14 protein-coding genes are annotated in these 13166 nt (G+C 45.9%); 9 read left to right on the top strand and 5 right to left on the bottom strand.

Annotated features, from left to right (window positions below; translation table 11 throughout):
- Nucleotides 1-7 precede the first annotated feature (7 nt).
- The 7 genes from ICN31_RS01570 to ICN31_RS01540 all read left to right on the top strand — a co-directional run bounded on the left by ICN31_RS01570 (nucleotide 8) and on the right by ICN31_RS01540 (nucleotide 6447).
- Nucleotides 8-466: a glyoxalase gene (locus ICN31_RS01570; protein ID WP_216257944.1), complete on the top strand. Its 459-nt coding sequence runs from the start codon at nucleotides 8-10 to the stop codon at nucleotides 464-466.
- An 8-nt stretch (nucleotides 467-474) separates the two neighbouring features.
- Entirely contained in the window at nucleotides 475-1716 is a 1242-nt protein-coding gene (locus tag ICN31_RS01565; RefSeq protein ID WP_216257942.1) for an FAD binding domain-containing protein, read from the top strand.
- A gap of 75 nt (nucleotides 1717-1791) precedes the next feature.
- Complete coding sequence (locus tag ICN31_RS01560; protein WP_255530863.1) at nucleotides 1792-3027, top strand: ABC transporter substrate-binding protein; 1236 nt, start codon at nucleotides 1792-1794, stop codon at nucleotides 3025-3027.
- Nucleotides 3028-3144: 117 nt separating this feature from the next.
- Nucleotides 3145-3999: a branched-chain amino acid ABC transporter permease gene (locus tag ICN31_RS01555; protein ID WP_255530862.1), complete on the top strand. Its 855-nt coding sequence runs from the start codon at nucleotides 3145-3147 to the stop codon at nucleotides 3997-3999.
- Between the two features lie 14 nt (nucleotides 4000-4013).
- Complete coding sequence (locus tag ICN31_RS01550) at nucleotides 4014-4973, top strand: branched-chain amino acid ABC transporter permease (RefSeq protein ID WP_216257940.1); 960 nt, start codon at nucleotides 4014-4016, stop codon at nucleotides 4971-4973.
- Entirely contained in the window at nucleotides 4973-5728 is a 756-nt protein-coding gene (locus ICN31_RS01545; protein ID WP_216257938.1) for an ABC transporter ATP-binding protein, read from the top strand. Before ICN31_RS01550 ends, ICN31_RS01545 begins: the two co-directional genes overlap by 1 nt.
- A 14-nt stretch (nucleotides 5729-5742) precedes the next feature.
- Nucleotides 5743-6447 carry an ABC transporter ATP-binding protein gene (locus ICN31_RS01540; RefSeq protein WP_216257936.1) on the top strand — a complete coding sequence of 235 codons (705 nt, stop codon included), beginning with the start codon at nucleotides 5743-5745 and terminating at the stop codon, nucleotides 6445-6447.
- 19 nt (nucleotides 6448-6466) lie between these two features.
- Here the strand turns inward: ICN31_RS01540 and ICN31_RS01535 are convergent, their stop codons facing one another.
- Together ICN31_RS01535 and ICN31_RS01530 are read right to left on the bottom strand one after the other, a co-directional pair.
- Complete coding sequence (locus tag ICN31_RS01535; protein ID WP_216257934.1) at nucleotides 6467-6970, bottom strand: YqaA family protein; 504 nt, start codon at nucleotides 6968-6970, stop codon at nucleotides 6467-6469.
- Nucleotides 6970-8175 carry a CaiB/BaiF CoA-transferase family protein gene (locus tag ICN31_RS01530; RefSeq protein WP_216257932.1) on the bottom strand — a complete coding sequence of 402 codons (1206 nt, stop codon included), beginning with the start codon at nucleotides 8173-8175 and terminating at the stop codon, nucleotides 6970-6972. The genes ICN31_RS01535 and ICN31_RS01530 overlap by 1 nt, the downstream gene beginning before the upstream one ends.
- A 150-nt stretch (nucleotides 8176-8325) precedes the next feature.
- Between ICN31_RS01530 and ICN31_RS01525 the strand changes: the two genes are divergently transcribed.
- Together ICN31_RS01525 and ICN31_RS01520 are read left to right on the top strand one after the other, a co-directional pair.
- Nucleotides 8326-9495, top strand: coding sequence for an acyl-CoA dehydrogenase family protein (locus tag ICN31_RS01525; protein WP_216257930.1), 1170 nt, complete (start codon nucleotides 8326-8328; stop codon nucleotides 9493-9495).
- Between the two features lie 12 nt (nucleotides 9496-9507).
- Nucleotides 9508-10692 carry a CaiB/BaiF CoA-transferase family protein gene (locus ICN31_RS01520; protein WP_216257929.1) on the top strand — a complete coding sequence of 395 codons (1185 nt, stop codon included), beginning with the start codon at nucleotides 9508-9510 and terminating at the stop codon, nucleotides 10690-10692.
- Here the strand turns inward: ICN31_RS01520 and cls are convergent.
- From cls to ICN31_RS01505, 3 genes are read right to left on the bottom strand one after another with little or no spacing between them, the layout of a single operon-like run.
- Complete coding sequence (gene cls / locus ICN31_RS01515; protein WP_216257927.1) at nucleotides 10689-12167, bottom strand: cardiolipin synthase; 1479 nt, start codon at nucleotides 12165-12167, stop codon at nucleotides 10689-10691. The genes ICN31_RS01520 and cls overlap by 4 nt on opposite strands.
- Nucleotides 12164-12916 (bottom strand): endonuclease/exonuclease/phosphatase family protein, encoded by a 753-nt coding sequence (locus tag ICN31_RS01510; protein WP_216257919.1) that lies wholly within the window; start codon nucleotides 12914-12916, stop codon nucleotides 12164-12166. Before ICN31_RS01510 ends, cls begins: the two co-directional genes overlap by 4 nt.
- A complete protein-coding gene (locus ICN31_RS01505) occupies nucleotides 12916-13116 on the bottom strand; it encodes a hypothetical protein (RefSeq protein ID WP_216257917.1) in 201 nt (66 codons plus the stop codon). Before ICN31_RS01505 ends, ICN31_RS01510 begins: the two co-directional genes overlap by 1 nt.
- Nucleotides 13117-13166 lie beyond the last annotated feature (50 nt).

The raw sequence follows: 13166 nt of genomic DNA, 5'->3' as shown, positions 1-13166 counted from the left end.
AGGAACTATGACTAATTTAAGCCTAAATCATTTCTCTATTCGCAGTCTTGAAATTGAAAAGACTACGGAATTCTTCAGTAAGCTACTTGGCCTTACCGTGGGACCGCGCCCCGACTTTCCCTTCCCTGGCGTATGGCTCTATAACGGAGATGATAGTAGCTGGGCCAATGCCGTACTGCATCTCATAGCCATTGATAAGAACAATCCAAACGGATTAAAGCAGTACTTAGGAGAGCGTGATCCTAGCTCACTATATGGCTCAGGCGCAGTGGATCACATTGCCTTCTTTGCTACAGGCTTAGAAGAAAAGATCGCACTATTAAAGGAATTAAAACTCCCCTACCGTGAGCGCACCGTTCCCGCTATCGAGCTTCATCAGATCTTTTTAGACGATCCTAATGGTGTGGTGATTGAATTAAATTACCCCGCGGAAGAAAAAGCTGCTTTGGATGCTAAAGCGGCCTAAGAGAAGACATGGCAAAAATACTGGTGGTTGGCGGATCTCTTGGCGGCTTGTTCGCAGCAAATATGTTGCTGCGTCAAGGTCATGACGTCACCTTGCTAGAAAAAGCAACCGGCTCACTAGATGGTCGTGGCGCAGGTATTGTTACTCACGATGCATTGGCCGAGGCCTTGCGTGCTTCGGGCGTAAGGGTTGATGATTCTCTCGGAGTGCACGTGACAAAGCGTGTCACTTTAGGTGCCGATGGGCAAACTCTTGGTGAAATGGAGCTACCTCAAATACTCACCTCGTGGAGTCGCCTGTATCACATGCTCAAGGAAAGCTTTCCAACTGAGCGCTACCTACAAGGTAAAACTGTAAAAACAGTTACGCAGGATGCTAGTTCAGTTAAAGTTGGCTGCGAAGATAACAGTCATTATGAAGCGGAGCTAGTAATTGCTTCCGACGGTATTCGCTCAGGAGTAAGAGCGCAACTTGCTCCAGAGATCGGGCCAGAATATGCAGGCTATATTGCGTGGCGCGGAGTATGTGATGAATCAACGCTATCTCAGCACACGCTAGATACACTCTTTAATTACTTTGGATTTTGTCTTCCGAATGGGGAGCAGATGTTGGGGTATCCAGTAGCTGGATCTGGTAATGACACTCGTCCAGGAAAACGTCGCTATAACTTTGTTTGGTACCGGCCTGCCTCAGAGACTCAAGAACTAGTCAGCCTTCTTACCGATGATGATGGGCACTATTACCCAACCGGTATTCCGCCCCTCAAAGTTTCCCAAAAACATATTGCACACATGCGGGAGCTAGCTCAAAAGATTTTGGCACCTCAATACGCAGAAATACTAGAAAAAACAGCTTCGCCATTTCTGCAGGCTATCTATGACGTTCGCTCCGAAGAGATTGTTTTCGGAAGAATCGCTTTAATGGGCGATGCAGCATTTGTGGGTAGACCACATGTCGGAATGGGGGTGACGAAAGCTGGGGATGAGGCTATCGTCATTGCCAAGCATATTGCTAGCCTGGGCGCCACTCCAGAAGCCCTTCAGGCCTATGGGAACGAACGCCTAAAATTAGGGCAACAGGTAGTTGCTAGAGCTCAGTATTTGGGTCGCTATATGCAAGCCCAAGGCATTAAAGGGGCAAGGGATAACGATAAGCTCAAAAGAAATGCGAGTACTGTAATGGCAGAAACCGCTATAGATATCAGTGCCTTATTAGCCGCAGGGAAAGCAGTGCCTGAATCCATCCATTAATTGGTGCATTCAGTTAAGATTTGTGTAATAAAAAGTGTTCTTATTCAAACAAAGTTTTAAATGGAGGAGATAACCATGAAACAAAAAGTAACGAATCAAACTAGAAGAAAGATGTTGATTGGTGGAGCTGCTGCTGCCAGCACACCACTTTGGTTAAATGTTGCGAATGCGCAAGCCGACACAATTAAGATTGGCTTTCCAGTTCCACTAACTGGACCGTTTTCTGCGGAAGCACAAGACCAGGTCAAAGCTGCTGAGTTAGCTATTAAAGAGTTTAATGATGCTGGCGGATTCAACGGTCGTAAAGCAGAGTTACTGGTTCGTGATGACAAGCTCAATCCAGGTGAGGCTGCAACTCGCACCTTAGAGTTGATTGAAAAAGATAAAGTGAACTATGTGGTTGGCTCACTATCCGCAGCCACCCAGCTCTCCATTAATGCAGTTTGCAAAGAACGTAAGATCCTGTTCAATTCTATTAGTCAGTCTGACGCCATTAATGAAGTAAAAGACTGGAGCATATATACCTTCCATGAGGCCTTAAACCCAACAATGACAGCTGGCGCTCTTGCGCGCTACTCCATTCCTCGTTTTGGCAAAAAGATTGTATTTTTAACGGCTGACTATGCTTATGGCCATGAAATGGTGCGGGCATTTGAGCGTGCTGGTAAGGAAATGGGTGCTACCACTTTGGCTGATATTCGTCATCCACTAGGTGCATCTGATTACTCTGCGTTCTTGCCGCGCATTAAAGCATTGAACCCAGATATTTTGGTTCTCTGCAACTTTGGTCGTGACCTTGTTAACTCTGCAAAACAATGTACTGACTTTGGCCTTAAATCCAGCATGAAAATTGTGACGCCTGTGCTTCTCTATACAGCGCGTCTTGCTGGCGGACCTGAAGCCTTCGAAGGCATCATTGGCGGCACCTCATACTATTGGGGTCTTGAAGATCGCATCCCAACTGCGAAAACATTTAATGATGCTTTCCGAAAAATGTATAACGGCTCAGTACCCTCTGACTATGGTGCACTAGGATATGCCGGTATAAAAAGCGTGCTAGCCTCGGTCAAAATTGCCAAGTCCACCGATACCGCAAAAGTGATCGCTGCAATGGAGACCCTGAAGTATGACTGGTACAAAGGTCCTGAGTACTATCGCAAATGCGATCACCAAGCCGTTCAAACCGTCATCATTGTTGAGTCCAAATCGAAGAATATGAAAGACAAGTACGACGTCTTTAACATTCTGACTATTGAACCGACTACTGAGAAAAATATGCGTAGCTGCGAAGAGCTAGGCCACAAAGCCTAAGACACTATTTCAGGGTAAATCGCTGATTTACCCTGGTTCACTCCCCCTGACCTTCATTGGTCAAGGGGAGTTTTTCTGAGTACATTTATGACCGGTCTGACTTTCGAACTTTTATGCATGCAACTTCTTACGGGCATTGCTCTGGGAAGTATTTATGCACTCCTTGCTCTTGGCTTGTGCCTGATTTTTGGCATGCTCAATGTGGTGAACTTTGCCCATGGCGCTTTCTTTATGGTGGGCGCATTTTTAGGCGTTTATTTTTTGGGAATCACAGGAAATTTCTGGTTCAGCCTATTGTTAACGCCACTACTTACAGGCTGCCTTGGCTTACTGACGGAAAGATTCCTAGTAAGACCACTTTATGGTCGCGGCCTAGACTACCCATTACTACTCACCTTCGGCCTTTCGTATGTTCTGATTGAAGCCATGCGAGTCACCTTTGGTATTGAAGGCCTTCCATCCATGACTCCAGAGGGCCTTGGCGGCACTATGAATGTTGGCATTGGCTACTTTCCCAAATATCGTCTCTTTCTCATTGCTGCTACCGCCCTCATTATTTTGGGTGTGTGGTTCTTTATTCAAAAAACCCGCTATGGCCTCATTATTAAAGCCGGTGCTGCTGATCAAGAAATTGTCAAAGTACTGGGTGTTGATATCGCTAAGGTCTGGTTACTCGTATTTGGCTTAGGCTGCGCCATTGCAGGCCTATCAGGCATCTTGGCAGCACCAACGCGCTCTGTAAACCCAGAAATGGGTATTCCTATCCTAGCTGAATCTTTTGTAGTCACGGTCGTTGGTGGCATGGGCTCGCCTGTTGGCGCTGTTATCGCTGGCCTTTTAGTTGGCGTTGTCTACAGCATGACTTCCTTATTTTTTCCAGAGCTTGCAGAGCTTTCTATTTTTGTATTGATGGCTGTAGTGTTGTTGATCCGCCCACAAGGCTTATTTGGTAAAGCGGGGGCAATGGGCTAAGGCCCCGTAAATATATGAATTCATTTTTCCAACTCATTGCACGTCACCGTGTTTTAGCCAGCACGGTCTTCTTAGCAATCTTTCCATTCATCATGCCCTATGAGGCTTTGGCAATCAATATCCTGATCTTTGGCTTATTTGCCATGGGCTTCAATCTATTGTTTGGCTATATGGGCCTGCTCTCTTTTGGTCACGCTGCTTTCTTGGGTATCGGCAGCTACCTTACTGGAATTGCCATTGTTCACTATGGAGTGCCTTGGGCAGCGGCTATTTTGATTGGCATTATTGGCGCTGCCATCGGCGGACTCATGATGGGCTTCTTAGCAATTCGTACCAGAGGTATCTATTTCTCGATGGTGACCTTAGCGCTTGGTCAAATTGTTTACTATGTTTTTTATAAAGCTGAGAGCCTGACTGGTGGTGAAAATGGTTTACGCGGCGTTCGAGTTGACTCATTCAACATCTTAGGTATGCCTGTGGATTTTTTAAACCCACTAGTGAAGTATTACATCATTCTCTTTTTTGTAGTCATTGCTATTTGGCTGATCTCACGCATTCTGAACTCTCCTTTAGGGGCTGTGATGGAAGCCATTCGAGAGAATGAGAAGCGTGCTGCAGCCTGCGGCTTTGATGTTGCTAAAACAAAATTACTGGTATTTGTATTGTCTGCAGCTATCTGCGGACTAGCTGGCTCACTGCGAGCCCTGCATCTCTCGATTGTGCCGATTGATTCCCTGCATTACCTCCAGTCTGGTCAAGCTGTGATGATGAGTATTCTGGGTGGTATGGGTACATTCTTTGGGCCCTTCATAGGTGCAGCAGTCATGCTCTATCTCGAAGATGTTGTCACCACCTTCACCAAGCATTGGATGGCTGTTGTCGGTTTAGTGTTCATGTTCTTTGTATTGTTCTTCCCCAAGGGTATCTGGGGAAGTATTTTGAGCAAACTCCATATTCAGCAGGATTCAAAATAATGAATAGCGTAAACAATACCCCTATTCTTGAAGCACGTCACGTTAGTAAAAGTTTTGGCAAGTTCAAAGCACTGCAAAATGTTTCGACCAGTTTTATGCCTGGAACATTAACTGCCATTATTGGCCCGAATGGTGCTGGTAAAAGTACTTTCTTTAATGTACTCAGTGGCGCATTCCCCCCTACCAGCGGTCAAATATTATTTAACGGCAAAGACATTACTGGCTTACAGCAGCACGAGTTTGCTCGTATCGGAATTTCTAAGAGCTTTCAAATTACCAATGTATTTAAGCAGCTGACTGTTCATGAAAATGTCCGCGTAGCTGCGCAAATGGAAACTGCCCGCTATAACTTTATTCGTAATGCACAAAGTTATGCTGAACCAATCGAGCTCGCAGATCAACTCTTACGCCGCGTTAATCTTCAACACCTGCGTAATAAAAAAACAGGTGATCTCGCTCATGGTCAGCAACGCGCATTAGAGATTGCAATGGCTCTAGCCTGCAACCCCAGCCTGCTACTTCTAGATGAGCCGACTGCCGGCATGTCGCCAGAAGAAACGCTGGTCATGATGGAGCTCATTAAGACCTTGGCCAATGAGCGCACTGTGATCTTGGTAGAACATAAAATGAAACTGATTATGGGTCTGTGTAAACGGATTATCGTTCTTCATCATGGTGAGTTCTTGGCAGAAGGCTCCCCCGAAGAAATTCAAAATAATGCTGAGGTACGCAGAGTGTACCTAGGCCAAGGTTAAATTGAAGGCGCCCTATGTTACGCATTGAAAACTTAAATGCCTGGTACGACCGAAGTCACGTCCTGCAAGGAATCTCTTTAGACGTTAATAAAGGTGAAATTGTGACTCTGATGGGGCGCAATGGTGCTGGTAAGACCACTACCCTACGATCACTGATGGGATTACTACCTAAACGTCAAGGCAAAGCCTCTATTGATGGCGTATCTTTTTTAGATTTACCTGCACATGAACGCTTTCACCTGGGTTTAGCGTATGTTCCTGAAGATCGCCGCATTGTTCCAGGTCTCACCGTCAAAGAAAATTTAGAGTTAGGTGTGATTAGCCAAAAAAACCGTGGGGATATGAATATTCTTGTCGATGAAATTGCTGAAACATTTCCGAGACTCAAAGAGCGTCTTCACCAAGACGGTACATCGATGTCAGGAGGAGAGCAGCAGATGCTAGCGATTGCAAGAGCAATGATTGCTAAGCCTAAGGCGATCTTGTTAGATGAGCCATCCGAGGGCATCATGCCAGTCCTGGTTGAAGAGATGTTTGAGTTATTCGCAAAACTCAAGCAACAGGGCCTCACTATTCTCTTGGTCGAGCAAAATGTGCAGAAAGCTTTGAAGATCTCAGATCGCGCTTATATTCTTGATCAAGGTGAAATCGTGTTCCAAGACACTGCACAAAATCTCTTAAACAACGACGAGATACAGCAAAAGTACTGCGCAGTTTAAGTAACTTGCTATCGAGGTTTTAGATTAGGCGAAACCAATGCCCCAATTGGTGCCAAAAACTATTGGGGACTAAGGTTAGCAACCACGTCATCGTGAGGTAGCGTAGTAGTTTTCCAATGAACATGTAGATTAAGCATGGAAACCAGGCCAAGCGCAGCCAGCCTGCTGCGATACAAAGAGGGTCCCCAAAGCCAGGCAGCCAAGACAAGAGCAGCATCTTAGGACCCCGCTTTTCTAGCCAAAGTTGCATACGGCTTTGAGTTGGGCCTTTTAATGACTCAAAACCATTTCGAGAAATGAGGCCTAACCACCAATCAAACATACCGCCCATAGTGTTGCCAACGGTTGCAACCAAGATCGCAATCCAATACATATCGGGATTCAGTTCGGTATACCCAAATAGAATGGGCTCCGAACCAATCGGCAGTAAGGTAGCAGAAACAAAGGCACTAATAAAAACAGCTGGTAATCCAATGGATGGCATACCAAACCATCCAAAAAAATGCTGGAGCGTATGATCCATTAAGAGAGGACCCCAGACTTTTTTAGGATCCTAATTTGTTCTTCAGTCAGGCCAGCAGATTTAAGCACCTCATCAGTATGCTCTCCTAATGTCGGAGCGCGATAACGAATTGATCCGGGATTTTGCGAAAGCTTAGGAATGATTCCAGGGACCTGTACTTTAAGGCCGCTCGCTGCTTGCACGGTCTCGATCACACCGCGCGCATGGTAGTGAGGATCCTCAGCAATATCTTTTGCCGTATAAATCTTGCCAGACGGGACCTCTGCCTCAAGCAAACCTCTCAGAACTTCATCAAGACTTAATGTTTTCGTCCAAGCATTAATTGCCGCATCAATCTCAACAACGCGCTTAGCGCGACCATCATTAAAAGCCAAATCTGGGTCTTCACCCAAGTCGGTCCTTCCAATTAAGGTCATCAAGCGCTTATAAATAGAATCGCCGTTACCAGCGATCAAGACATACTGTCCATCAGCGCACAAATAGGCATTAGAAGGGGCAATCCCGGGCAAAGCACCGCCTGCAGGCTGACGTATTGCACCAAATGCCGAATACTCTGGCAATAGGCTTTCGGTTAAATTAAACACTGCTTCATATAAAGCGACGTCAATCATTTGACCCTGACCACCACGAGCATCTCGCTCGTACAAAGCAAGTAATACGCCAAGCGCACCATGCAAGCCTGCAATCGTATCTCCAAGCGATACGCCTGCCCTCACTGGCACTTCATTTGGATGCCCCGTGATGTAACGCAAGCCAGCCATCGCCTCTCCAATTGCTGCAAAACCAGGCTCATCACGCCTAGGCCCATCCTGGCCATAACCAGAGATGCGCAACATAATCAGTTTTGGATTTGCTTCATGCAATTCTTCCCAGCCCAAGCCCCACTTCTCTAATGTGCCTGGTCGAAAGTTCTCAATGACGACATCTGCTTCAAGTGCTAGCTTTCTGGCAATCGCCTGACCTTCCTTGACGCGCAGATCTAGGCAAATCGATTGTTTATTACGTGATTGGGCTTGCCACCAAACTGATGTTCCCTCATGTAGCAGGCGCCACTTACGTAGTGGATCACCTGCGCCTGGAGACTCTACCTTAATCACTTCTGCCCCAAAATCAGCCAGTGTTTTTGAGGCAAATGGGCCAGCAATAAGCTGACCTAACTCCAAAACTTTGACCCCAGAAAGAATTTGTTGGTGATTCTTGTGCATGAGAAAGCGCTTATCCCTTATTTATCTTTAGGTACAGATTATTGAGGCTATTTTCACCTGATTTCCATCATTCTCCAAGATTTTCAAATCTTGCTTAAACTAGCGTCTGCACCCAAAAATAATCCATAAAACTGATAAAACGAGAGTTTCATGAATCACCCTATTCCCAAGCCAGACCAGTATCAAGAAATACGTGAGGCCTTACGCGACCTCTGCGGAAAATTTGACTCCGCCTATTGGCAAAAAGTAGACCATGAGCGGGGCTACCCAGAGGCTTTTGTAGATGCCATGACCGAAGCCGGGTGGTTAGCGGCATTGATACCAGAAGAGTATGGTGGTTCAGGATTGGGTTTGGCCGAAGCCTCCGTCATCATGGAAGAAATTAACTTCGCAGGCGGCAACGCTGGCTCCTGTCATGGTCAGATGTACAACATGGGAACCTTACTTCGCCATGGGTCTGAAGAACAGAAAAAAATGTATCTACCGAAAATTGCCAGCGGGCAATTGCGTCTGCAGAGTATGGCGGTTACAGAGCCCACTACTGGCACTGATACCACCAAACTAAAAACTACTGCGGTCAAAAAAGGAGATAAATACATTATCAATGGCCAGAAAGTTTGGATCTCTCGTATTCAACATTCTGATCTGATGATTTTGCTAGCGCGCACTACTCCGCTCAATGAGGTGCAGCGCAAATCCGAAGGGATGTCGATCTTCATCGTCAATCTTGCAGATGCGATCGGTAAAGGCATGGAGGTTAGACCCATCGCCAATATGGTGAACCATGAAACCAATGAAGTGTTCTTTGATAACTTAGAAATACCAGCAGAAAACCTGATTGGTACAGAGGGTCAAGGATTTAAATACATCCTCGATGGCCTTAATGCAGAACGTGTTCTGATTGCAGCAGAATGTATTGGTGATGCCTATTGGTTTATTGATCGCGCCCGTCGCTATGCCAATGACCGCGTAGTATTTGATCGCCCGATTGGAAAAAATCAGGGGATTCAGTTTCCAATTGCCGATAGCTATATTGAAACTGAGGCTGCCAATCTGATGCGTTTTAGGGCCTGTGAGCTATTTGATAATCACCAACCCTGCGGACCCGAGGCCAATATGTCTAAATACTTAGCTGCTAAAGCATCGTGGGAGGCAGCAAACGTTTGCTTACAAACTCATGGTGGCTTTGGTTTTGCTAATGAATATGATGTTGAACGTAAATTTAGGGAAACCCGCCTTTATCAAGTCGCGCCAATCTCAACAAACTTGATTTATTCCTATATGGCCGAACATGTTCTTGGCTTACCAAGATCGTTCTAATAGGTTATTGAGATGAGCATCCGTCCGCTAGATGGAATTACTGTTGTTGCGCTAGAGCATGTCATTGCTGCCCCCTTCTGCACTCGGCAGCTAGCTGATCTGGGTGCTCGCGTCATTAAGATTGAGCGTCCTGGTGATGGTGATTTTGCGAGGGGCTACGACACCCAGGTTAATGGTCTCTCATCCCACTTTGCGTGGGTCAATCGCTCAAAAGAAAGTTTAACGCTCGACCTTAAGCAAGATTCTGCTTTGGCAGTACTCAAGACTTTACTGAAAACTGCTGATGTCTTTATTCAAAACCTGGTTCCTGGAGCAGCTGCCCGCATGGGACTTACTGCGCAGGCATTGCAACAAGAAAATCCGGGGCTTATCCTGTGTGCCATTTCAGGTTATGGCAATGACGGTCCCTATCGTGATAAAAAAGCTTACGATCTTTTAATCCAAAGTGAGGCAGGCTTTCTATCCATTACCGGAACGCCAGAAACCCCTAGCAAGGCTGGTAACTCCATTGCCGATATTGCTGCTGGTATGTATGCCTACACCAATATCTTGGCAGCCCTTTTGCAAAGAGGAAAAACGGGCAAAGGGACAGTCATTGATATCTCTATGCTCGAGGCACTGAGCGAATGGATGAGCTTTCCGCTTTACTACGCCTATAAGGGTGCTAATCCACCATCCAGAAACGGCGCATCGCATGCCACCATTTACCCATACGGCCCCTTCAAAGCTGGCGATGGCAAAACGGTCATGCTGGGGCTTCAAAACGAGCGAGAGTGGGTGAAGTTCTGTGAAGCGGTACTAGAGAATCCTGCACTTGCTCAAGATGAGCGCTTTGATAAAAATTACAAGCGCAATGAAAAACGTGCTGAATTGCTCGAAATTATTAATTCCTGCTTTAGCAAGCTCACTGCGGAGCAACTAATTGCCAAGCTGGATCAGGCTCAAATTGCGAACGCTCATCTGAACGACATGGAAGGCCTTTGGAAGCATGAGCAGCTTAAAGCCCGAAATCGATTTACTGAAGTGGGCACTCCTAACGGCAATATTGCAGCTCTTTTACCGCCAGGATTAAATGACAGCTACGACTATCGCATGGATCCCATTCCGGCCGTAGGCGAACACACTGATTCCATCTTAAAAGAGTTGGGTATGACAGAGTCTGATATTGCGAGCATGCGCGCTAGCGGCGCAATTTAAAGCAGCGGCGAGGTGAGATGAGCGGCATTTTCTAAGTAGTGACGCCAACGCGGCCGTTTTGACCAAACATCAAAGTCGATATAATCTGATTTTTCCAAATACGTATCAATGAGCTTTTGTAGCTTGACGCAGAAATCGTCGTTGTACACAATCAGGCTAATCTCAAAGTTCAAACGCAGGCTTCTCTGATCAAAATTGACTGATCCAAAAATGGCGATTCTTTTATCGACCAATAAGCTTTTAGTATGAAGCAGTCCGCCGCCAAACTCTGCAATCTTGACTCCTGATCCTAATAAGTCGGCGTAATAACTTTTACTACTCCAAGCGACTAAGGTTGAGTCATTTAACTTTGGAATAATCAGGGTGACATTGACACCCCTTCTAGCAGCTGCCATGAGCGCTTGTAATAAGCCATCATCCGGACCAAAGTATGGAGTGGTAATGGTGAGCTCTTCTCGTGCATCAATAATTGCAGAAAGCAGCACTTGATACAAAATATCATCGCGATACACGGGCCCAGAAGCGAGTTTCTGGGCTATCGCAGCGCCCTTATGAGGTGCTTGAGTCGGAACACACTCGGTAAAGTGGGTAATACTGGGATTATCTACACTCCAATCAAAAGCAAAGGTCAACTCAAACTGCGCAGCAACGGGTCCCTCCACACGAACCATGGCATCGACCCACTCGCCTACTCCTGAGCCTTGCTTAAAAGTACGGGGGTCAACCAGATTCATGCTGCCCGTCCAAACAAAAGCGCCATCCACCACAAATATTTTTCGATGTAAACGTAAATCCGCACGTCTAAACTGGAATCGACCAATCTGAATGGGTAAGGCTTCAGTTACCTGAATGCCAGCATTACGAAAGCGCGCTGGCCATTTAGACTTAAACCAGTCCTTACTTCCCAAGGAGTCTAGTAGCACACGGCAAGCAACTCCTCGTCTGGCTGCAGCAATCAAGGCCTCACCAACTTCATCAGCAGCACCGCCTAATGCCCAGACATAAAACTCTAGATGAAGACTTTTCTTTGCCTGATTAATTTCACTAATAAAGCACTGCAAAATCTCCAGTGAATCCGTATGCAACTCAAGCTGATTGCCAGCAACAACAGGTGAGCCATTTTTAGCTTCCGCCAAAAGACTTAAGGCCCTACCCTCCAAAGGCATTTGCTGCCTATCTTCCGCATAGTCTTGGCATACTTTTTCAGTAATCTGCGTGTATTCGAGATTCATGCGGGTAATTTTTCTGGTGAGTTTACGACCTACAGGACGTTCACCAATCAGGACATATAAACTAATTCCTAGAACAGGAAAAGTCATCACAATAAAGATCCATGCAAATGCCACACCCACCGGCCTTCTAACAGAAATAATCACGCCAATAAAGTAAGTCACCAATATGAAATGAATCAATAAAAGCCAATTAATATTGAGCTCGAAAGTGTGTTTTAGAAAAATACTGAGTAGGTCGTTCATATCAATTCCAGTTCTGCTGCTATACCTAGATGATCAGATAATTTCATCCAATCGTGCAATATTTCTGCAGAATGAATCTTCAGTCCACGCACATAAATCCGATCCATTGCCAATAAGGGCTTGACGCTAGGGAAAGTCTTCGCTGGCGAGCCAGTTAAGACTTCAAATACTTCTTCAAAACCAGCCGCTTTCATTGGTGCGCCTACTCGATTACGCCAATCATTAAAGTCTCCAGCGACAATGGTTGGGCCTTGCTGGGTCAACTCTTCAATATGTCGCATGATTTGCTCCAACTGACGCTCTCTACCCCGCTCAAATAAGGCTAAGTGCACGCAGAAACAATGAATGGGTTGATCGGCTCCATCGAGTTGGGTCACGCTATGCAACAACCCTCTTCTTTCAAAACGATACGCAGAAATATCGTAATTAAGGCCTTTATGCAGCGGATGCTTCGACAAAATGGCATTACCATGATGGCCATCTGGGTACTCCATATTTTTTCCATAATGCCAGTCATGCCAAAAGTCTTCCGATAGAAAGTGGGTGAGCTCAGTTAAAGGCCATTGACCAAATCGCCGAATTCTTCCTCGATGCTCTTGCTGTAATTCTTGAAGAAACAATAAGTCTGGATGATGATTGCGCATTCTTTGTCGCAACTGATAAATAGTAGAGTGCCTATACAAAGGAGAAACTCCTTTATGCACATTCATACTCATAACAGTAAAGCGAGCGCCTCTACTGTGAGTCATTAAAACTGCCCTGCCGCACGCTGCCGTCGAACGCGTGCCAAATAAATCTCACCCTCAACCAAATCTTGGCACTGCATACATTTATTGCAAATAGATGCCTGCTCTCGCAACTCCTCTATTGAGTCGATTGGATGAGTATCCAGATACTCGCGTAGATCCTCGTCAAGGATCTCGTTGCAGAGGCAAACTACTTCGGCCATCAGTCGGAAAATAGGGATTTAGATTGCATTAAGCTCATTTTGCCATTGCC

It is taken from the genome of Polynucleobacter sp. UB-Piko-W3 (assembly GCF_018881635.1).
In the GTDB taxonomy this organism is placed as follows: Bacteria; Pseudomonadota; Gammaproteobacteria; order Burkholderiales; family Burkholderiaceae; genus Polynucleobacter.
This window is presented reverse-complemented; position numbering and strand designations above follow the sequence as displayed.